The sequence below is a fragment of the Acidicapsa ligni genome (assembly GCF_025685655.1).
Taxonomy (GTDB): Bacteria; Acidobacteriota; Terriglobia; order Terriglobales; family Acidobacteriaceae; genus Acidicapsa; species Acidicapsa ligni.
In genome coordinates, this window is record NZ_JAGSYG010000001.1 from 1,118,151 (window position 1) to 1,138,458 (window position 20,308).

Annotated in this window: 20 protein-coding genes and 2 tRNA genes; 12 read left to right on the top strand and 10 right to left on the bottom strand. The window is 53.5% G+C overall.

Going from position 1 to position 20,308, the window contains the following annotated elements; all coding sequences use genetic code 11:
- Positions 1–13 precede the first annotated feature (13 nt).
- A complete protein-coding gene (locus OHL19_RS04420) occupies positions 14–1,237 on the top strand; it encodes a multidrug effflux MFS transporter (RefSeq protein WP_263356375.1) in 1,224 nt (407 codons plus the stop codon).
- A gap of 61 nt (positions 1,238–1,298) precedes the next feature.
- On the opposite strand, the gene OHL19_RS04425 is transcribed toward OHL19_RS04420, so the two are convergent.
- Positions 1,299–2,240, bottom strand: coding sequence for a vWA domain-containing protein (locus OHL19_RS04425; RefSeq protein ID WP_263356376.1), 942 nt, complete (start codon positions 2,238–2,240; stop codon positions 1,299–1,301).
- Positions 2,241–2,444: 204 nt separating this feature from the next.
- Here OHL19_RS04425 and OHL19_RS04430 point away from each other — a divergent pair, with 204 nt between their 5' ends.
- The 3 genes from OHL19_RS04430 (at position 2,445) to OHL19_RS04440 (ending at position 3,677) form a co-directional block, all read left to right on the top strand.
- A complete protein-coding gene (locus tag OHL19_RS04430; RefSeq protein ID WP_396126660.1) occupies positions 2,445–3,173 on the top strand; it encodes an ABC transporter ATP-binding protein in 729 nt (242 codons plus the stop codon).
- 274 nt (positions 3,174–3,447) lie between these two features.
- Positions 3,448–3,522 (top strand) — tRNA-Gly (locus OHL19_RS04435).
- 80 nt (positions 3,523–3,602) lie between these two features.
- Positions 3,603–3,677 (top strand) — tRNA-Cys (locus tag OHL19_RS04440).
- 182 nt (positions 3,678–3,859) lie between these two features.
- On the opposite strand, the gene OHL19_RS04445 is transcribed toward OHL19_RS04440, so the two are convergent.
- A complete protein-coding gene (locus OHL19_RS04445) occupies positions 3,860–4,792 on the bottom strand; it encodes a hypothetical protein (RefSeq protein ID WP_263356377.1) in 933 nt (310 codons plus the stop codon).
- Positions 4,793–5,050: 258 nt separating this feature from the next.
- On the opposite strand from OHL19_RS04445, the gene mdcA reads away from it, so the two are divergent.
- The 8 genes from mdcA to mdcH are packed head-to-tail and all read left to right on the top strand — an operon-like array spanning position 5,051 to position 12,173.
- Positions 5,051–6,703, top strand: a complete 1,653-nt coding sequence (gene mdcA / locus OHL19_RS04450; protein WP_263356378.1) for a malonate decarboxylase subunit alpha — start codon at positions 5,051–5,053, stop codon at positions 6,701–6,703.
- A complete protein-coding gene (locus OHL19_RS04455) occupies positions 6,703–7,626 on the top strand; it encodes a triphosphoribosyl-dephospho-CoA synthase (protein WP_263356379.1) in 924 nt (307 codons plus the stop codon). The genes mdcA and OHL19_RS04455 overlap by 1 nt, the downstream gene beginning before the upstream one ends.
- Entirely contained in the window at positions 7,613–7,909 is a 297-nt protein-coding gene (locus OHL19_RS04460) for a malonate decarboxylase subunit delta (protein WP_263356380.1), read from the top strand. The genes OHL19_RS04455 and OHL19_RS04460 overlap by 14 nt, the downstream gene beginning before the upstream one ends.
- The gene (locus OHL19_RS04465; RefSeq protein WP_263356381.1) at positions 7,906–8,778 is read left to right on the top strand and encodes a biotin-independent malonate decarboxylase subunit beta; all 873 of its coding nucleotides are present in this window, start codon (positions 7,906–7,908) and stop codon (positions 8,776–8,778) included. The genes OHL19_RS04460 and OHL19_RS04465 overlap by 4 nt, the downstream gene beginning before the upstream one ends.
- Positions 8,775–9,608 carry a biotin-independent malonate decarboxylase subunit gamma gene (gene mdcE, locus OHL19_RS04470; protein WP_263356382.1) on the top strand — a complete coding sequence of 278 codons (834 nt, stop codon included), beginning with the start codon at positions 8,775–8,777 and terminating at the stop codon, positions 9,606–9,608. The genes OHL19_RS04465 and mdcE overlap by 4 nt, the downstream gene beginning before the upstream one ends.
- Before the next feature lie 9 nt (positions 9,609–9,617).
- Complete coding sequence (locus tag OHL19_RS04475; RefSeq protein ID WP_263356383.1) at positions 9,618–10,565, top strand: AEC family transporter; 948 nt, start codon at positions 9,618–9,620, stop codon at positions 10,563–10,565.
- A gap of 25 nt (positions 10,566–10,590) precedes the next feature.
- Positions 10,591–11,241, top strand: coding sequence for a malonate decarboxylase holo-ACP synthase (locus OHL19_RS04480; RefSeq protein WP_263356384.1), 651 nt, complete (start codon positions 10,591–10,593; stop codon positions 11,239–11,241).
- A gap of 2 nt (positions 11,242–11,243) precedes the next feature.
- Complete coding sequence (mdcH, locus tag OHL19_RS04485; protein ID WP_263356385.1) at positions 11,244–12,173, top strand: malonate decarboxylase subunit epsilon; 930 nt, start codon at positions 11,244–11,246, stop codon at positions 12,171–12,173.
- Positions 12,174–12,307: 134 nt separating this feature from the next.
- Here the strand turns inward: mdcH and OHL19_RS04490 are convergent, their stop codons facing one another.
- The 8 genes from OHL19_RS04490 to OHL19_RS04525 all read right to left on the bottom strand — a co-directional run bounded on the left by OHL19_RS04490 (position 12,308) and on the right by OHL19_RS04525 (position 20,202).
- Positions 12,308–12,799, bottom strand: coding sequence for an RrF2 family transcriptional regulator (locus OHL19_RS04490; protein ID WP_263356386.1), 492 nt, complete (start codon positions 12,797–12,799; stop codon positions 12,308–12,310).
- Between the two features lie 251 nt (positions 12,800–13,050).
- Entirely contained in the window at positions 13,051–14,466 is a 1,416-nt protein-coding gene (locus OHL19_RS04495; RefSeq protein WP_263356387.1) for a DUF418 domain-containing protein, read from the bottom strand.
- Positions 14,467–14,479: 13 nt separating this feature from the next.
- Positions 14,480–15,415, bottom strand: a complete 936-nt coding sequence (locus tag OHL19_RS04500) for an NADP-dependent oxidoreductase (protein ID WP_263356388.1) — start codon at positions 15,413–15,415, stop codon at positions 14,480–14,482.
- An 8-nt stretch (positions 15,416–15,423) separates the two neighbouring features.
- Complete coding sequence (locus OHL19_RS04505) at positions 15,424–15,906, bottom strand: nuclear transport factor 2 family protein (RefSeq protein ID WP_263356389.1); 483 nt, start codon at positions 15,904–15,906, stop codon at positions 15,424–15,426.
- A gap of 214 nt (positions 15,907–16,120) precedes the next feature.
- Positions 16,121–16,576, bottom strand: coding sequence for a DUF4126 family protein (locus tag OHL19_RS04510; RefSeq protein ID WP_263356390.1), 456 nt, complete (start codon positions 16,574–16,576; stop codon positions 16,121–16,123).
- 138 nt (positions 16,577–16,714) lie between these two features.
- Positions 16,715–17,293: a TetR/AcrR family transcriptional regulator gene (locus OHL19_RS04515; protein WP_263356391.1), complete on the bottom strand. Its 579-nt coding sequence runs from the start codon at positions 17,291–17,293 to the stop codon at positions 16,715–16,717.
- 197 nt (positions 17,294–17,490) lie between these two features.
- Positions 17,491–18,279, bottom strand: a complete 789-nt coding sequence (locus OHL19_RS04520) for an alpha/beta fold hydrolase (RefSeq protein WP_263356392.1) — start codon at positions 18,277–18,279, stop codon at positions 17,491–17,493.
- A gap of 753 nt (positions 18,280–19,032) precedes the next feature.
- Positions 19,033–20,202, bottom strand: a complete 1,170-nt coding sequence (locus tag OHL19_RS04525) for a phosphatidylinositol-specific phospholipase C1-like protein (protein ID WP_263356393.1) — start codon at positions 20,200–20,202, stop codon at positions 19,033–19,035.
- Positions 20,203–20,308 lie beyond the last annotated feature (106 nt).

Below are 20,308 nucleotides of genomic sequence, written 5' to 3' on the forward strand. Positions count from 1 at the left end.
TCTAGAGTTACGGATGACCGCTCCTCAACGCAATACCACATGGATTCTTCTTCTACTCGGCTCGCTTTGCGTCGTTACGCCTTTTGCGATCGACATGTATCTGCCTGCCTTTTCTACTATCGCTACAGAATATAAAACCACTACCTCCGCCATCTCTCTATCGCTCTCGACTTACTTCGTTGGCTTCGCTATTGGTCAGATGATCTATGGGCCGCTGCTTGACCGCTACGGCAGAAAGCGCCCGCTCTATGTGGGGCTCATCGTCTATGTGATCTGCTCCATTGGCTGCGCGATGGCCACAGACCTCAGAACGCTTGTGATCTTTCGCTTCCTTGAGGCCCTTGGCGGCTGTGTTGCGCAGGTGGGAGCAATCGCCATGGTTCGCGACTTTTTCCCTGTGAAAGAGAGCGCCAAAGTCTTTTCTCTGCTCTTCCTCATGATTGGTGTTTCGCCGCTGCTTGCGCCGACCATCGGCAGCACTATCGTGGCAGGCTTTGGCTGGCGATGGATCTTCGTCCTGCTGGCCACGATTGCCTTCACTATCCTGGTGCTTATCTTCTTTCATTTGCCCGAGGGGCATCCGCCGGATCACTCCGTACTGCTACACCCACCCCACATGCTCCGGAGTTTCTGGCTTATCTTCCGTAGTCCGCAGTTCCTCACCTACGCGCTCGCTGGAGCTTTCTCGTTTGCGGGTCTTTTCGGCTTTGTCGCAGGCTCGCCAATCCTCTTCATGGATGGCTTTCACATGACGACGAGAGCTTTTGGCATGACCTTTGCCGTGCTGGTTATGGGCTTTATCGGCGGCAATCAGATGAACGTTTTGTTGCTGCGCAAGTTCACCAGTCAGCAAGTTTTTCTGGCTGCGTTGTTGCTTCAGGTCGCCACAGGGATTCTCTTCTTTTTCGGCATGCGCAGCCACCTGCTGGGCCTGGCGGGGATGATGGTGTTGTTCTTTGTCTTTCTCACTTGTATTGGCCTTACCTATCCCAATGCAGCAGCCATCGGACTGGCTCCGTTTTCCAGCGATGCAGGCCGCGCCTCCGCTCTGCTCGGCTTTTTGCAGACCGGTACGGGAGCGCTCATCGCGACCAGCATCGGGCTGCTCGGAGTCCATGCCGTTATCTCGGCGCTACCTGCAACGGCGCTTCTCGCGCTGGTGATTCTGCTGATTGGCAGGCCATTTATTGGGGTAATAGTTACAGGCGAGCAAAACGAAACCGCCCTGCTGCACTAGCAGGGCGGTTTATCGGCAGGTGCTTCGATTGAGGATGATAGATGCGAGTCTGCTCGGGCAATTACTCCTGCGCAGCGCCCTGACGGTACACAAACACCTGCCCTGGAATATCTACGCTTGATCCCGGCACTTTCAACTTCAGCCGCATGTTCGTTACCTGTGGCTTGCCGCTGAGGTTGGTCACAAAGCTCAACTCGTACTGGTTAAGCAGCCTGCGATTCAAGTCCTCAAGGTAGGGCTGAAACGATACGGGATTGCCGATCCCTTCCCAGTAGGAGCGTCCGCCGGTTGATTGTGTTACCTGCAGCATCAGGTTCTGACCGGCATTGTTTTGATACAGGGTGTTGTTCGCACGTCCCTGATCGCGCCAGTAGATCGTGTAGATAATGAGTCCAGCCCGCACGGAGTCGGTAATCGCCGCCTGCAGATATGGATCATCCGGATCAAAGCGACGTTCGTAGTTGTCTACGCCGTCGGTTATCGCGATCACTTCACGCCGCGCAGTGCGGTCGTTTGAAGGCCAGCTCTTCGCAAGATCAGAGATGCAGAAGTAGGGACTGGCATTCAGACCCGGTACGCCACCCGGCAGATGAAGCCCCTTCAAGACCAGGGCACGATCCGTCGATAGCGGAGAAGCAAAGACCGAGCGTCCATTTTGCATGTACGCGATCCCTACTTTCGCATTGGGCGGCAGTCGCTGAATGAAATGCGCAATTTCTTCCATCTGGCTTCCAAGGCCATTGCGCGCGCCGCCATCGATCAATACCACCATCTCCAGGCCTGCCTGGGGTCCAAGCGGCTTAAAGCTGGTGATATCGGCCTCTTTGCCGCCTACCTGAAGTTTCAGTCCCTGTGTGGAGACGCTTGCAGGTGCGCCGTCCTGTTTGGGCAGAATGGTTATCACGGCCTGCCCCTGCCCCTTTTGTTCATATTGACCAAACGCTGGCGCCGCCAACAAAAGTGCACCAGCCATCATTCCAACAGCGACTCTAAGTTTCGACATTTGGAGTTACTCCCTTTGAAGTAGACACGCAATCACCACAAAAGTTGACTCTGCCAACTTCGCCTACATCTTTCTAACAATTTAGATGTATTGGACGGTCGATTTGTCTCCGTTGCGGGAACATAGTGACAATTGAATTACCTGCAACAAGCCGTGCCGCCCGCCATTTACAATCAATCCGTGCAGACTGATTCGTCAAACGCTATCATCCAGGCCGAAAACCTTACCAAGGTCTATCGCTCCGGCCGCATTGAAGTCCCAGCCGTCCGCGGCGTCTCGTTCAGTGTCAAGCGCGGTGAATTCATCGCCATCGTTGGTCCGTCGGGTTCCGGCAAATCCACGCTCTTTTACCTCCTCGGAGGTCTCACCCGCGCTACCACCGGCCGCGTGATCATCGACGGCGTCGATTTTGCGACGTTGAACGATGCTGAACGCACGCGCCTCCGCAAGCAGCGCATCGGCTTCGTATTTCAGCGGTTTAACCTGCTGCCGACTTTGACCGCCATGGGCAACATTGAAATAGCCCACGACATCAGCGGCCAGAAGAAGCCTCTCGATCACGCCTATCTCGATTCACTGAGCGAGCTGCTCTCCATTCGCGGCCGTCTCGATCATCGTCCGAGTGAGCTTTCCGGTGGGGAACAGCAACGCGTAGCTATTGCCCGTGCGCTCATCACCAGGCCTGCAATTGTGCTTGCCGATGAACCGACCGGCAATCTCGACACCAAGAACTCTGACGCTGTGCTGGCGATGCTTCGCCGCTCCAATAAAGAGCTGGGCCAGACCGTTCTCATGATCACCCACAATCTTGAGGCTGCTGCCATTGCTGACCGCATCCTCCAGGTTCGGGACGGCGAGATTGTCTCCACAGTGAGCACTCCGCACGCAGTCTTTCCGACAGCTACTCCGAGCGCTTATATTCCTGATCTGTAACGCATCGAGACCTGGAATCCATCAGGTTTTCTGCTGTCGGTTGTCCAGGTACTGCCTTTTGGGCTTTTGAATTGAGGAGATCGGTGATGGTCAATTCAGGACAGGGGCGGCTTGAATGGGCAGCTTGATCGGAATGGGGAACAGTCAGGGGCTGGGTGGCTTGCTGGTAAGGCTTTCAGTCCTTTTGGTCCGGCCTAATCCAGCATCTGCACCGAATACAGGGTGGCAAAGTTTGACCCCGCCAGCCCCAGCCGATATACTCACTAAGTAACAAGCGGGAGTAGCTCAGTGGTAGAGCATCGCCTTGCCAAGGCGAGGGTCGCGAGTTCAAATCTCGTCTCCCGCTCCATTCCGCCCTCCGGCCCCAGCCGGATTGGCTACGGTAGGAATGGAAGATTCACCTCAAATCTAATAGATCTGCCTTGCCAAGGCGCGGTACCCAAGTGGTAAGGGAGAGGTCTGCAAAACCTTTATGCGTCGGTTCGATCCCGACCCGCGCCTCCAAATCCTAAAATAATTTAGCAATTAACGACCAGTGAGAAAACCTGGTTGACCCGTTGCGGAATAAGCTGCGGAGTAAATTCTCCTGCTCTTACTGGATTGACAGCGAATTCAGCAGAGATTGCGTCCCTACCAGGGCTTGGCTGGCGCGATACCTTTATCGGGCATACTGGCGACTCAATCGGTTAGCTTGTTCCCGATAAGGATTCCAACAGTGCCGCCAGATCCCGCTTGAGATAGGACAGCTTGGCTCGCACATCCTGAAGCATCGCCATCCTGTCTTCCAGGTCATCAATGCTGAGGACCTGATGCTGTGCCGGCATACTCGTGACGTGGTCGATCTTTACTTGACCTGCGGGAGTGCTGGGCGGTGGATCAAGACGTTTGAGTTCAAGCCAGGTTCTGACGAGCCTCTCTTTGCGCGTGATGTGATCCGGATCGCTTGGAGCAACTTCATTCAGGAATTGCCAGACGATCGGGGGATAGTTACTGGTTGAAAGTACAGGCCGGTCGAAGAATTGCGCCAGCATGTTTGAATCGGTTTCAAGAACGCGGGATTCCCCCTTCTGTGCGTGAATCCCATACAGTGCGAGTCCCGCGGCCAAAGCGCCTCCGGTTATGCCTGTTCCAGCCGCTGCCGCGGTCTGTTTTGTCGAGAGTTGTAATCCTGCGCTTGTTCCTCCGAGTCCTCCGCCTACAAGAGCGCTCCAGAGGTTTGCACGGGTCACGCGACTGTCGCGTCGATCAGCGAGGAAGCCTCGCACTTCCGTCGATCGGGCAATCTCGTTATCAATTTCTGCCAGGGTGGCATCAATCTGCAACTGAACGGTGGTCGTTCGCTCGACGATTCGTTGATGCAGCCACAGAATTCTCCATTGCTCAGGCGACCCGGGCAAGCCATCTTGAGGTGCATGATGGAGTTCGTTGAGCTCTGCGCTGATCCCGATTAACTGCGCGGTATCGGCGACGGGCGCGATCGCTGAATTTAAAGAGGCATTCGAATTTCCCACGCTGCCACTCTGGCCCTGGACACTAGCGGAGAAAAGAAAGCCAAGCAGCGCTATGAGCTTCCACTTGTGTTTCATTGGTTCAAGAATGCCATGCGATTTGGAATACATAAACGACCTTCCGAAACTCTCAACCTGAACGCTACAATGGCGTAGATTTGCTCTTGCGGGGATACCTCTGGCCAGCTGCATATCCCGTAACGAATATCATATGGATGCTCATACGATGCAGGAAGTCCAGCCGAGCGCTGCCGGTGAATTCCTGTTGGGCGCTCGCGATTAAAAATTTTTATCACTGTAAGAAAAAACTCAAAATCCTAATCCATCGGAAGTAGCTCTAACTGTCAGTGAAGACGAAAGGAACAGCGAATGAGTGAGCAACAGCAACGGCCGACGTCGTGGACGACTCGTCGTGACGAGAAGGCGCGACGCATGCAGGTGGTCAAACCCTGGATGAATGGTCCGGTATTGGCGCAGGGCAAGATAGTCGAGGCTCTCGAATCGGTCATCGCAGCCAACGACCGGATCGTGATGGAGGGCGATAACCAAAAGCAGGCTGACTTTTTGTCACGGTCCCTGGTGCAGGTCGATGCGAAGAAGGTTCACAATTTGCACCTGATCATCTCAAGCATCAGCCGCCCGGAGCATCTCACCCTTTTCGAGTTGGGCATTGCAAAGAAGGTGGATTTTGCGTTTGCAGGACCTCAAAGTCTTCGTGTTGCTCAACTGCTGGAAGATGGCATTTTAGAGATCGGTGCAATTCATACTTATGTCGAGCTATACGCCCGGCTGCTTGTCGACCTGATTCCCAATGTCGTGCTGGTATGCGCAGAGCAGGCCGATCATGAGGGCAACCTGTTTACCGGACCCAACACGGAAGATACTCCGGTGATTGTGGAAGCTGCTGCGTTTCACGATGCGATCGTGGTTGTTCAGGTGAACAAGATTGTCGATAAGCTTCCGCGTGTCGATATTCCGGCGTCATGGGTGGATATTGTCGTAGAAGCCGACAAACCCTTCGCAGTGGAGCCGCTCTTTACCCGTGACCCCCGTCACATCAATGACCTTCAGATTCTTACTGGGATGATGGTCATTCGCGGCGTCTATGAGCGACACCAGGTGCAGTCGCTCAATCATGGAATCGGCTTCGATACTGCCGCTATCGAACTGCTGCTGCCGACGTATGGGGAGTCGTTGGGACTTCGCGGGAAGATATGCAAACACTTCGCGCTCAACCCGCATCCGACGCTTATACCTGCTATCGAGAGCGGCTGGGTCCAGAGCATTCACTCTTTCGGCAGTGAAGTTGGAATGGATGACTACATTCGCGCCAGACCCGATGTCTTCTTTACGGGCCGCGACGGGAGTCTGCGTTCCAACCGCGTTCTCTGTCAGCTTGCTGGCCAATACGCTGTTGACGCCTTTATTGGAGCGACGCTCCAGATGGACGGCGATGCCAATTCATCTACAGTGGTAACGGGTCGCCTTGCCGGTTTTGGCGGTGCGCCGAATATGGGACACGATCCTCATGGGCGCCGTCACTCAACACCTGCGTGGCTCGATCTCAAAACCGATCCAAGCCCGCTAGCGCGCGGTCGAAAGCTTGTTGTGCAGACGCTGGAAACGTTCTCTAAAGGTGGGGTTCCTGCTTTTGTTGAAACGCTGGATGCGGTCGAGGTCGGAAAGAAGGCAGGCATGCCTATCACTCCGATCATGATCTATGGAGACGATGTCAGCCACGTCGTAACGGAGGAAGGGATAGCTTACCTCTATAAGACGGCGGGTATTGAGGAGCGTAGGCGTGCACTGGCGGCTGTTGCAGGCATTAGCCCGGTAGGTCTGAAGGCGAAGCCTGCTGAGACGGCAGAGCTTCGTCGCAAGGGCATCGTTGCGTATCCGGAAGACATCGGTGTGCAGCGGCTCCAGGCGAACCGCTCCTTGCTCGCTGCCCGCAGCATGGAGGATCTGGTTGCATGGTCCGACGGCCTGTATCAACCTCCAGCCAAGTTCAGGAACTGGTAATGGCAAAGATGATCCAGGTTACGAGACAAGCCGCACCTGTTCGAGAAGCGTTTGCAGCCGAGCATCTTGCGGAACTGGCGCGACAATCGCTGGTGGCAGAGGTTGAGTTAACTCCAAAGCCAGGGCTGGTCGATCGCAGAGGATCAGGCTCGCACACCGATCTGTCCTTAGATCTCATGCGACGATCTGCCTCGGCTATCGCTCCCTACTTTGCCGACATGGTTGCCGCTTCGCAGGCGATGCCTATTGGCCCGGTCTTGCGCACAGAGGTAGCTGCTATCGGAAGGGCCGCTGAGGCAGCGATGCTTCAGGTGACTAATGGAAGCAACTCGCATAAAGGAGCTATCTGGATTCTGGGGCTTCTTGTCACTGCGGCAGGCTGTCGTTACGACGCTGCACAACCAGAGATTATCGCGCGGGATGCGGGCTTTCTCGCGCAACTGCCAGACCGTGCACAGCCCCAACTTGTATCCCACGGAGACGTCGTCAAAGCTCGCTATGGCGCGACCGGCGCACGCGGCGAGGCGTATTCCGGGTTTCCTCATGTGGTGCGTGTTGGTCTTCCCGCTCTGCGTGCGGCAAGAAAGAAAGGCTGCACGGAAACGAATAGCAGATTATCCGCGCTGCTTAACATTATGGTTCGGCTGGACGATACCTGCGTTCTATACCGTGGCGGAGCCGAGGCGCTGACAGCGGTACAGAGCGGCGCTGCGGACGTGCTTATCGCCGGAGAGCCCGGAAGCATTGCGGGAGATCAGGCAATGAGGCGGCTTGATGAGGATCTCTTCCTGCGGCATGTTTCTCCCGGTGGGAGTGCGGATCTTCTGGCTGCCACTCTCTTTCTGGATGCCCTGGAGCGCAATCAACACACGGTAGAAGAGGACGACAGTCTTTCGGAGGAAAACAACTATGGAGCAAATTGAGTTCGACTATCCGGCGGCGAAACGTCGCATCGCTAAAAAGGCTCATGTTGGAGTCGTAGGCTCCGGAGACATGGAGGTTCTGATGGAGCCGGCTCCGAGCGAAGGAGCTCACGTCTCGATCACAACCAGCGTGGACGGCTTTCAGGACTCATGGAAGGCCGTACTCGACCGCTTCTTCTCAAAGTTTGATGGTGCTGTTCGGATTCACATCAACGATGCAGGAGCAACACCGGGCAGTGTTTTGCTGCGCCTGGAACAGGCAGTGGAGGTGATTAGCCAATGAGCCAGACAAGTATGATTCCGGAGTTCGTAAGCCGCAATAGCTTTATTGAGCTTGATGGCCGCAGACGAGCCCAGAGCTTGTTCGATAAGGGCACCTGGAAGGAGCTGGTTGGTCCATTCGATCAGATGTCTTCTCCGTGGTTGCCAATGCAAGGCATCGCTCCACAAGCTGACGATGGTTGCATTGTGATCAAAGGAAAAATCGGTGGGATGCCTGCTGTGGCTATTGCGCTTGAAGGAGCATTTCAAGGTGGCAGCATCGGCGAAGTTTCAGGTGCGAAGATGACTGCCGCTTTGGATTTTGCAACGAGGGATTCTGAAGCGGGCAAAAGGACTGCCGCGATTCTTTTACTAGAGACGGGTGGCGTGCGCTTGCAGGAGGCCAACCTTGGCCTGGCAGCGGTAGCTGAAGTGATCTCCTCGGTCCTTGCCTTACGTCCGCATGCTCCAGTCATTACTCTCATTGCCGGTACGGTGGGTTGCTTTGGAGGGATGTCCCTTGCAGCCGGAGTATCGAGCTACATTGTCATGACCCGCGAGGCGCGCCTCGGTCTCAATGGCCCTGAGGTCATCGAGCAGGAGTCCGGTATCGACGAGTTTGATGCTTCGGACCGAGCACTCATCTGGGCTATTCATGGTGGCGAACAGCGCGTTGGCATGGGCCTGGCCGATGCTCTTGTCGAAGATGACGCCGAAAAGATCAGGACAGTCATTCAAGGATATGTTCAGGCTGATCTGAAACCCGAATACAGAAGCCAGCAAGTAGATCTATACCGTGACCGAATCGCTGCTTTGGATACGTCCGAGCAGATCGATCCAAAGAGCCTGCGTCAGAAGTGGGGCAACAAAACAACAGGAGAATCGCGATGAGCGAACAGATTGGATTACGCGGCAGGACATGGTTCCAGGCTTTAACAGAGAACAACCAAACTGCATCTGGAGATCCCGGTACTGTTCTCGCGTCTGAAGCCAGGATCGGCGACGAAATGGCGTTGTTCCTTGCCGTAGTTCCAAATCCATCCAGCCGATTTCCCTGCGTACGAGAGGGACAGGTAGGTCTCGAAGAGGCATTTGCCTTAGCCAGCCACCTGCGTCGGATAATCGCCGAAGATCGCGAAAAGGCAAAAGATCAAAAGCGGCCGATCATTGCGATCGTCGATGTAAAGAGCCAGGCCTATGGGCGTCGTGAAGAGACAGCGGGAATATTCTTCGCTGCTGCAGCCTCAGCGGATGCCTATGCTTCGGCGCGAACGGCAGGCCATCCGGTCATTGCGCTCGTAGCGGGACATGCCTTTTCCGGTGGGTTTCTCACGCATGGCTACCAGGCGAATCGTATTCTCGCCTTTGACGACTCTGGCATCATGATTCACGCAATGCACAAAGAAGCGGCGGCGAGAATCACTCGTCGATCCGTCGCCGAACTTGAGCAACTCGGTCATGAGATTGTGCCCATGTCCTATGACGTGCGGGACTATGCCAAGCTTGGTCTGCTTCACAAGCTGCTGCATGTGAATGATCCTCTGCATCCTACGGTAGCCGATATCCAGGCCATCAGGCTTGATTTGATTGATGCTATTCGGGATGCACGACATGGTGCGACCGACCTCAGCAATCGCCTTCAGGCCGAAGCAGCAAGGCAAACACGGAAGGCTGGAATTGCCGTTCGCGCTGCGCTGGAAGCACAGTGGCAGAGCGCATAAGGAGCGGTTGTGACGAAGGTTCTTGTTGACACTCTCGTTCCTATATTCGTTGGTCTGTTGCTGGGTTATATAGCTGGCCGACGAGGCATGATGGACAATCAGAATGTCCGAAATCTGATTGTCCTGGTGATGAACTTTGCGATCCCCTGCGCTTTGTTCTCAACCATTATCGGGTCGTCACGAGCTGTTTTGCTTCAACATATTCCTGCGGCATTGATGATCACCCTGGTCTTCAGCGCTCTTTACCTTATCAGCTATATCTGGGCGCGCAGAGGACTGGGCATGTCGCTTTCGGATGCGTCAGTCCTGGCTCTGACTATCGGCTTTCCGAATTCGGCCGCAATTGCTTTGCCCTTATTCAGGGGAGCCTATGGCGCTGAAGCAACCGTCACGGCTGCATTGTCGATCGCTATTGGATCGATCACTATCTCACCTCTCACACTGGCTCTGCTTGAGGCTGACAAGCAGTCCGCAGGGAATGGAATTTCAATAGGGCGAATCTTTCGCAGTTTTCCTCGCGCTCTTATTCGTCCCGTTGTCTGGGCTCCGCTGCTCGCTCTGATTGGCGTCTTCTCTGATATTTATCTTCCGTCTTTCGTTGCAGGAACACTTACCACTCTGGGCAGTGCGGCAACTGGTTCCGCTCTCATCCTTACCGGTCTGGTCGTCTCTGCACAGAGCTTTCGGTTCAGTGGCAGCGTTGCAATCACCACGGTTCTAAAGCTGGTGGTGCAGCCTCTATTTGCCTTATGCATGATGTTGTTATTTCGTATGGATCACAATGATGTACGTAACATCACAGTCATTAGCGCGATCCCTGGCGGTTTTTTCGGCCTGGTATTTGGCAAAGGATTCAACGCTACGCCGGAAGCTGCCAGTTCTGGATTGATTGGCACTTATCTCATGGGCTGGCTCACGCTGGCACTATGGATGCTTCTAGTCGCGAGGTTCTTTTAAGTAGCCGGGTTTTTCTAAGTCACTCATGATTTCTATCGCTCAACATTCGCTTCGGGTACACGACCTTCTTCTGCTGCGATCAGGCGTTGTAATCTCTGCGGATGGGAGCAAACCTGCGTGGGTTACGTCATTCGAGTCGGGTGATCTCTGGGTCGTGGTGCGCCGAGCCACCGCTCCAAGCGGATTCGTCGCTGTAGGTATCCGAGGCGTCCACAGGAACCAGCGCTGGGGCGGTTTCGCTGCTCTCGCTGATGTCAAAGAGAGGCTTCATCCTTCGCAGCTTTCCTTTCGTATGGCGCATCGCACGCGTATCGCAATTCCTGCTTTGGCGACCCTATCCTGGCTCGAAGGACAACTGGAGAGATCTGCACTGGATTGGGGGCCGGTCGGTAGTGTTGGCTTTGAACTGGCGACAGGTCAGCAAGTTGTAACTGGAACCAGCGATCTCGATATTGCGCTGTTCGCTCCAACACGATTTACCAAAGATGCTGCTCGCGATCTCTGGTCCATCATGAGGTCAGCACCAGGAAAAATTGATGTGCGTGTTGAGACTCTTTGTTGCGGGTTTTCGCTGGAAGAATATGCTCGCGAGGAGACAGGGCAAGTCCTTGTACGATTGCCGGAAAGCCAAAAATTTGCAATCGATCCTTGGAGCGTTTCTGTTATGAAGGACTAAGGATGAAAACCGCAATACTTTTTCCCGGCCAGGGTTCACAGAAACCTCAGATGCTTCACGAACTGGTGCAGCATCCTGCTATTGCAGAAACTTTGTCTGAGGTTAGCGAAGTCTTGAGCCTCGACGTCCGAACGCTTGATACGCCTGAAGCTTTGCAATCCGCGGTCTCGGTTCAACTGGCGATTTTGACGGCCAGCGTCGCCACTGCGAGAGCGCTTCAGCAAAGCGGGCTTGAACCGTTAGCTGTTGCGGGTCTCTCGGTCGGAGCATTCTCCGCAGCAGTTGCAGCAGGCTCTATATCGCTCCCGGATGCTGTGCAGCTGGTACGTTTTCGCGCTGAAGAGATGGAGCGGATGTATCCGGCAGGGTATGGTCTATCTGCCATTGTTGGTCTCAGTGAAACGCAGGTGGCTAAGTTAGTCGAGGCCGAGAATAGTAAGGAACATCCTGTCTTCGTGGGGAATATCAACGCGCCGAGACAGATTGTTATCGCAGGATCGAATGAGGGTATGGAGCTAGTTTTGCAAAAGGCGCGCGCGCAGGGAGCGCGTAAGGCAGAGCGTCTGGATGTGCCTGTGCCTTCTCACTGCGCTCTGCTGCAGCCGGTCGCGGACTCTCTTCGCCTTCAACTTCAATCGATATCCGTGAAAGATCCGAAGCCTATCTATCTGGCCAATGTAACGGCAAGAGCCGTGCGTACCGCGCAGGGAGTTGCAAGGGATTTAGCCGATAACATTGCCCACGGAGTTCGATGGTATGATGCGACCACCGTCGCACGGGAGCTTGGTTGTGAGCTCTTCCTCGAAGTTCCGCCCGGACACACTTTGAGCGATTTAGCCCAGGAGAATCTGCCCGAAATCAAGGCTCACACGATCACTCCAGAGACATTCAACAGACTACTGAATCTGGCGAAGAATGAAGCTACATCGTGATTTAACGCTAAGTTTGTTGACTTACTTTGTTGGTTTGCAAGGTGCGTCTCCGAGGCTGGAGTGCAAGGTGCTTTGCCGCCGGTTTTATGTCAATGCCTATGCCATAAATATCGGCAAGAGCACGCAAAGGGGCTCTAACTCCGGGATGAACGTGATCGCGTCGTCTTGGCTCGGGTCTTGGTTGCAGACTTGGTTACGCTTGCGCGGTTTTGTAACTCCTTCAAGGCCTGGAGGAGTGTGTGTCTTTCTAGCATTGAGAGAACTGCCTCTTCTGCATCATCAATGAGTTCTTCGAAGTAGCCGCGAACGTTTGAACTGACCAGGCATCGATGCGGAATCCCCGTTCGTGGCACCCAGATTTTTTTGTCCATGACTATGGAGCGATAGATATCGCGTAACGTGATCTGGTCCGGTGCTTTGGCGAGGCGGACGCCTCCATTTTTGCCCATCATCGAATGTACGAGTTCGTCTCGTACTAGCGGCACAAGAAGCTTCCGAACGAAGCTCGGATTTGCGCCGAGACTCTGGGCGAGCTGCGAAGAACTCAATTGTGAGACCGACTCCTGTTGTGCCAGCGCGAGGCTGAGCATCATCTGGAGCGCAGTCGGAAACCGAATGTCGATCATGCTGTCGAATCCTTGTACCGCCGATGTGCGGAGACAAAAAGGCGCGATGAAATGAGCGCGATCTTATCTGTATGCATTCTAGTTGCAGATAATCAATACAGCCAGTACAGGATCAGGTCGGTAACCTGGTCACTATCCCCTTCCATCATCCCGTGCCCATTGGCCTTGATGCCCCGAGTTGTGCGGCGACAAGATCATTGCCATTGTCGCCATACAACTGGGCTGCACGCTAATCCGCTGTCGTTGTTGGTTTATACAGCGCGGGAGAGCATGGATTGTCTCTTCCAATACGTGAGCGAACGCCATAGCCATTCCATCGGGCCAAAGTTGAAATAGCGCAGCCAGATAGAGCTGAAGACGAGATTGAAGGTCCACATGGCAAGCACGACATAGTAGAGCTGGTAATACTCCAGTTGACCGTACAGCTTCCATGGACTGCAGAGGAAAACGAACTGGAGGATGATACTAGTCAATAGATAGTTGGTAAGCGCCATCTGGCCGACAGCAGCGAGAGGTTTCGTAAGCGATCGAAGGAGACCACTTTTAATTACGATGAGTATCACGGATGCTGTGGCTAAAGCTCCACCGATGCGAGTCAGGTTAAAGGGGAATATGATCCAGAGTGAGTAGATTCCCGGCGCAAAACCCGAATGCCATAGCTTGAAGAGACCCATGAACGTAAGAGGAATAGACACTAGAAAGCCAATGAGCGCGGTCCAGATGTAAGTCCTGTAGGAAAGCTCTGCTGTCAAGAATCGATTCTTGATGAGAGCCATGCCGATCAGCATCATGCCAAGGGAATCGGTGTAGATAAATCTGTAATAAATTTCACTTTCAATGTGACCTACTCTTTGCGCTCCACGCTTGATATACGCTACATATCCCTCGTTGCGATCTCTTATCCCATCATCGATTTGCTTTCTATCTGTTTTCTCGGGGATGAGTCTATCGGCCCAGGCATGTAACTCATATTTCTGAGACTCAGTGAGTTGCTTATGTCCTTTTTGACTTTCAAGAGCAGCAGAGGCCTGCCAGCTCAAGATCACATCATCAACTCCGTGCGCAAGACGAAGAAAACTATAAGTAGAAAGCACCAGCGAAATAGATATGCCTGCTATTAAGAGTGTGCGAGGTTTCAGATGTCGGCATGGATAGAGAAACAGCAGAGACGTAATGGCATAGAAGTAGAGAACATCTCCGTCCCAAATCAAGTAAGCATGTAGCATGCCGAAGAGTGCCAGCCACATATTTCTACGTAGGAATATGTCTGCCACTGTTTTATATGCACCGCGCTCTTCTGCGCGACGGGTTAAGAGTATGACTCCGGCGCCAAAAAGCAGCGTAAAGATGCCGCGCATCTTACCTTCGACGAAGGTCCAGTTCAGATATGAAAGAACCAGATTGAGGTGGGCATGTGAGCCAAGGAATGCCGGCTTTAAAAAACTGGTTGGGAAAGGATTGGGCATCACTGGTACGGCGAAGCTAAATATATTGCTTAGCAAAATGCCAAGCAACGCAAAACCACGCAAAGTATCCATGCTGGAGATGCGCTCTTGACGTGTAACAGCCTGAGCATATCCCGGGACCGGGCCAGCTAACTCCTCATCTGGAGAAGATCTGAATGTTATGTCTCCTGTATTCGTTGTAGATTCTTTCGTCTGTATCATGTGCGTCCTCTTTCTATTTATGGAGATGACTGTTCGCTTCGAGAACTATCTTGCCTGGGGCATTCCTCCCATTGCGAAGCGCCTGCTGGGCTATCGCAGCCTCGGCCAGTGGATAAGTTGCGGCTATAGGAATAATCAGGACCCCGGCTTCAACGAGTTCGACAAGCTTCGTCAAGTCTGCTTGATTCGCCCGCGCAAACACCGTCTTTACGCCTGGCGCTGCTCCGGCGATCGAGCATGCGCGCACACCTGTTCGGCCTATCTTCGCGTTGAGAGAGAGAACTCCTCGTCCTGCGCAATCGAGGATAGCGTCGTAGCCTTCCGGAACGATTCTGCGGACGTCTTCGACAAGTTGGTCTCCATACAGAACGGGTTGAACGCCGATCGAACGCAGGTAGTTATGGTTGATCTCTGAAGCGGAGCCGACCACTTTCGCTCCCAGAGATACCGCGATCTGCGCTGCAATGGAGCCGACACCGCCCGAGGCTCCATGAATAAGCAAAGTCTCCCCTGCCTGGATGTCGAGTGCATGGACAATTGCCTGATAGGCTGTGAGTCCCGCGAGCGGTAGAGCCGCAGCCTGCGCCCACGTAGCATTGCGCGGTTTCCGTGCAAAGGAAGAGACGGCGGCTGAGACCTTTTCAGCATAGGTACCATGCCTAAGGATTTCTTCTCGCACGAAGCCGATCACCTCATCGCCGGGTGCAAATTCCGAAACACCGGCTCCTGCGCGTTCCACGATACCGGCAACGTCCCAGCCTGGAATCACAGGAAACCAGGCGTCCATGATGCTGTCCCCGTGACCCTCTTGAAGTATGTGGTCAGCAGGATTGAGCGCGGCCGCTTTCACATGAATCAGAATGTTCGTCTGCGAAAGCTTTGGCTCCGGCACATCCGTGTATTCAAGAACTTCAGGCCCGCCGTACTGGCGGTAGATAATTGCCTTCATATCCAGCCTCACTGTCCTGGAAATGCGAGGGGTATGTCTAAAACAATGCGAAGCGTTTCAAACTTCCAGACACCATCGATACGGCGCAGAGTGGGGCGATAATATCCCGACTCGATTGGAGTCACAGTTCCTTGTGCGCCAGTTACTCCTTCAGGCCATCCAGTGGCGGGACGCTCTTTACCGACGACATTGAACACAATAAACTGGGCGTCCATCTGTGCCTCATCGCCGTTGACTTCGATAATAGGGTCATGCGTCGTATGGTGACTCCAGCCTCGTGGGGGATGTGGGCGCATCATATTGGCGACGGCGCCGACGATTGCATCGTGGCCGACAAGCACGCCAAGCGGCTGGAGATCTCCTGAATTGCTGTAGAAAATCTCTACGCGACCATCTGGCGTAAATTGTGCGGCTACTGCGGCGCCATTCCTGGCATCTGTTCCTCGCACATATTTTGCTAAAACCTGCTGTACCGCTCGTTCGTCAGTCATTTGTGTTCTCTCCTGTTCCGCTATGCTGTGCGGACCTATCTTTGGAATAGTTAAGTCTTATCCAATCAAGGAAGGCAGCTAATATGTATCTATAATAAAAACATATTGTGCACGCAAGTGCAACTGTCATGAATGCATATGGATTCTCTACTGAGAAAAACAACCAACGAGTTCTCGATCGCGTCGAAGAAGCAATCGAGAACTCGCATTCGGGCTAGCGCAATGCTACGAAGGCCAGAGCAATACCAATGACGTCCTCAAGCAACGCCGCAGGCAGATCGTTTCCAAACAGTTTTGCAGCGAGGGCTCTGCCCTTGGCGCCAGCGAGTGTTCCGACTACGCTGCCAATGATTCCGGCAATGATTCCCATGATGAACTGTCCACCCGAGAGTCCGATGGCTGCTCCTGTAAGCGCACCCATCACCACGCGTGCGATAAATTGAGGAGGTACAAGGCGGCTGGGGGTTTTGGGCATCTTGTCATTGATGATTTCGCCAAGGGATAGCAGGCTAGTGATGTACGGTGTGAAGCGAAAGCCCAGGAAGGAAAGCCAGGTTCCCTGAAGCTGGAGTTGTCGGCCACTGGCAGCCCAACTTACCGCAGCCAGGCCAAGAAGAGCTCGTAGACCGCACACGAAGCCCAACACAAAAGCAGAGATCAAAACAGTCATTTTCGTTCTCCTTTAGAACGGCGATTTTGTGAACCGCCGGGTAGTGGGGCAGAAGCCCATTCGGAAGTTGCGACCGACTAGTCGAAAGATATACTCGGCAAAACCAGAAGCCTCATGTTGAAGTGAGCTGAGAAACCTTCAGACTCTGGATCGAAAACAAGTTAGCGCTCCTCCCGTGACAGAGCTGAATAGGTCGGGGGAGTTGAATGCTCGTGCGGAGATCATAGCCCCATGCAGCAACGCAACAAAACTCTGCGCCTCTATCTCCGCACTCTGCCGCAGGTAGATCGTCCCGAGGCTGGTCCCTTCTTTGAGAGTAGTTTTCACCCATGAGACGAGAACGCAGAAGTGTTGCTGCACCTCGATCTGGATTTCATTGGGCAGAGCCGGTAGCTCGGCACTGAGCAGAGCGGCAATATAGATTGGCCGATGATTATTATGAACACACTCCGCCAAATGATGGACATATAACTTGAGACGCCGCATTGGGTCAGTCACGTTATCGTCCAGACTTCCAACTGCCCGGACAAGACTTGCACGAGATTCCTTCAGCGTCGCAACAACAAGATCCACCTTGGACGGAAAGTGATGGTGAATGCTTGCTTTGCGGATGCCAACTGATTCGGCGATGTTCGCATAACTGAAGCCGAAGTAACCCCTCTCAGCCATCAGATCATGTGCCGATTCGCGTATTCGACTTGCGGTATCGTTGTTCATAGCGAGCGGGCTATCTACTAGTAGGACCGAGCGTGGCGTTTTTTTTACTGGTTTCAGCGTCGGAAATAGCACTCGACGCAAGCTAAAATCGATCACGCACTCAGAGCATTTGTTCGATGGCCTCATGCGTGAATGCATCGCTTCCTCCTGTGCCGCTCAAAATCAGCGAGACTCGGAGAAAGCGATGCATGACAGCGTTATTTCGAGCTGGCCTTTGATGCCGCGTCGATAATCACATCCGCAACCTTTGCCGGCTTGGAGAGCATGATCACGTGGCTGGATGGAACGGTGATGGTTGTCGCGCCGATTTTCTTTGCGAGAGATGCTTCGAGAACAGGTGAAATTGCCCGATCATTCGCGCCAACGATGAACCAGGATGGCTTGGACTTCCAGGCTGGATTCGTGACCTCGCCCTTCATTGCGGCGACATTTGCAGGTATCTGAGTTGCAGTCAGAATCGCAATCTCTTTAGCGGAAAGATCCTGCGCGAAATCCTCTGCAACACCCTTAGGGGTCAGCTTAAGGAAACCTGTTTTATCGGGACGTAGCTCCGCGCCGATCGGTGTTGGAACACTCATAATAAGGCCGAGAGCGGATTCACCCTTGTCTGGGGCGACGGCCGATACATAAACGAGGCCGGCGACCTTCGGATCGTTTCCCGCTTCGGTGATCACGGCTCCACCGTAAGAGTGACCGACGAGCAATACTGGCCCATCCTCAATGTCAATGGCGCGCTGCGTTGCCGCAACGTCATCGGCAAAGGATGTGAGGGGGATCTGCACAGCAACGACATGCAGGCCTTTCGCCTCGAGCAGGGGAATCACTTTCGCCCAGCTCGAACCGTCAGCCCATGCTCCGTGAATGAGCAGGACTGTTTTTACCCCTGATGGGGTCTGCGCTTGTGCCGTCTTGACGGCGGTGCTGGCGATCACGAGCACTGCGGCGCATGCTACCAAAATATTCCGAATAGACTTCAATGTTTGCACTGTATTTCTCCTTGATGAACTGAGGATCCGTACTAGACGGCCATGAAACGAAGACGATCAGCAAGCGCTCGCCTGCTAATACGTAGCGTAGAGACGCGCAAGACCGTACGCTACTATCACTTTGTATAGTTATGTCGTTTGTGTCGGTTATGGGCTGAGCGGGAAAGCAGAATTTTAATGCAGCATTTACTCGCTGTCTTATCCAATTTCTAAAGCTAATCTCTGATCAACATCATCACGACTAGCGTGGCGCAGGCCGCCACACATTCAGAATAAACTTAAGCGCTTGCACTGTTTGTGCCTGATCAAGAGCAGATACAAATGAGACTCGAAGTGTTCTCCTTGTCTCATTCGGACTGTGCTAAAAGCACACAACCCTGTTCAAAGAATCACACCGCTGCCTTATTCCATCTCTGAAGTTAGTCTTTGATTAGAACGCAATCTTGGCAAAAAGCAATGCTATTTGGCAAATCCTGATTAATTATTGCGCAGCGATGATCCTATATAAGAATTAGCGTAACCATAGTATCTCCGGCACGAAATTGCCGTTAATCGGAACATTTGAATTCTCTGGATAGAACGCGCGTTCTGACGCTGAAAGCGTCGGCCAGATGGACCGATTCGATAACTCAGTGAAGTATTTGCACTCAACAAATATCTAAAGATAGAACCCCATGTCTTTATATGAGACATGGGGTTTCGTATTTATGAAATTAGACATGAATCTAAGTCCGCTCATCTTTCGTGTCGAGCTTACTTAGCGGAGTCAATTTGGCAGGATGTCGTGCTGTTTGCCGGATTGCACCGTGCAACAACTGCCCCGGGCAGAACAACCACGTAATGTCCTGGCCACTGCGCAGGCTCATTTATCGGATAGTCCGTGCTTAGCATCTGAGCGCCGCTTGCCATCGCTGCATCTCGCATCGTCGTGTCGTTGATGCGCGCCTCTTTCGTATCGCCGTCCGTACGCGCGCGGATGAGATATCCCTGGCGCACGAGCGCGGTGATCTCTGAAGCGGGTCCATTGTTGCGTTCAACAAACGCCGCATCCGGTTCGCCAGGTGTTGCATTGGTGAACAGTACTCGACCACGCAACGATGGATGACCGGCAAGATAGACCGGCCCAACAGAGTGCTGGTCCATGAGAAAGACAACCTTGCCGCGAGCGCTGGCAAGCGTGGGCCAGTTGCCGGCGAGCACGGCCTGATTCAGCGTTTCGTAGCTGCCACGAACATCATCCGGAACAATCAATTCCTGAGGCGAGAACACCGAACGAATCTCGGCATCGAGCGCATCGAAGGTGCTTGTAGTGAATGTTTCCGGCTCGGTGAGATGCAGCCGTGGATCTTCCTTATCCTGCTTGGTTTCAACGAGAATGAAGATCGGAATATGACCAGGGTGGGCCAGCGACCATTGACGCACCTGCTGCAGGCAGCCGACGAAAGGCTGACACGTGCTGCGGTAATCGATGTCCTGAACGTGCATCACCTTGATCCCAGGCTTGCTCATCAGGCCGTTGGGATCGAAGTCGGGGTCAGCAGGCAAGTGGGCATTCGCCACCATCTGGGGCCCGGCAGGGTGTGCATAGAGGCCACCCTTGCTGTCTGCAAATACATCCAGCTCGATCTGGCGTACGCCGCTATCAAGCTGTTGCGAGAGCGGCTGATGTTTATATTCCAGGCCCTTGTAATCCTCTGCGTGGTTTGCCTTCCAGAGCTTGGTCTCGCTGGGTGCAATGCCTGCGTGATAACTGTTGTGTGTGCCAATCACCTGGATCTGGTTGAGCTTCAGGGCTCCTGTTGTTTGAGCCAAAACAGGAGAGATTATCAGTTGGCTTCCTTTTGCGAGGACGATGGCCGCGATCAAAACTGCGAACGAAATTGTAATCCGAGATGCGAAGAAGGTGCGATAACGAGGGGTCATATAAAGAGTCCTTTTAAACATCACTCAGAATATAACTTCGTGGCACTCCTCAATCTTTAATTTATAAACACAACAATTTGAAAACAAGGCGATGGCCAACGTTTGA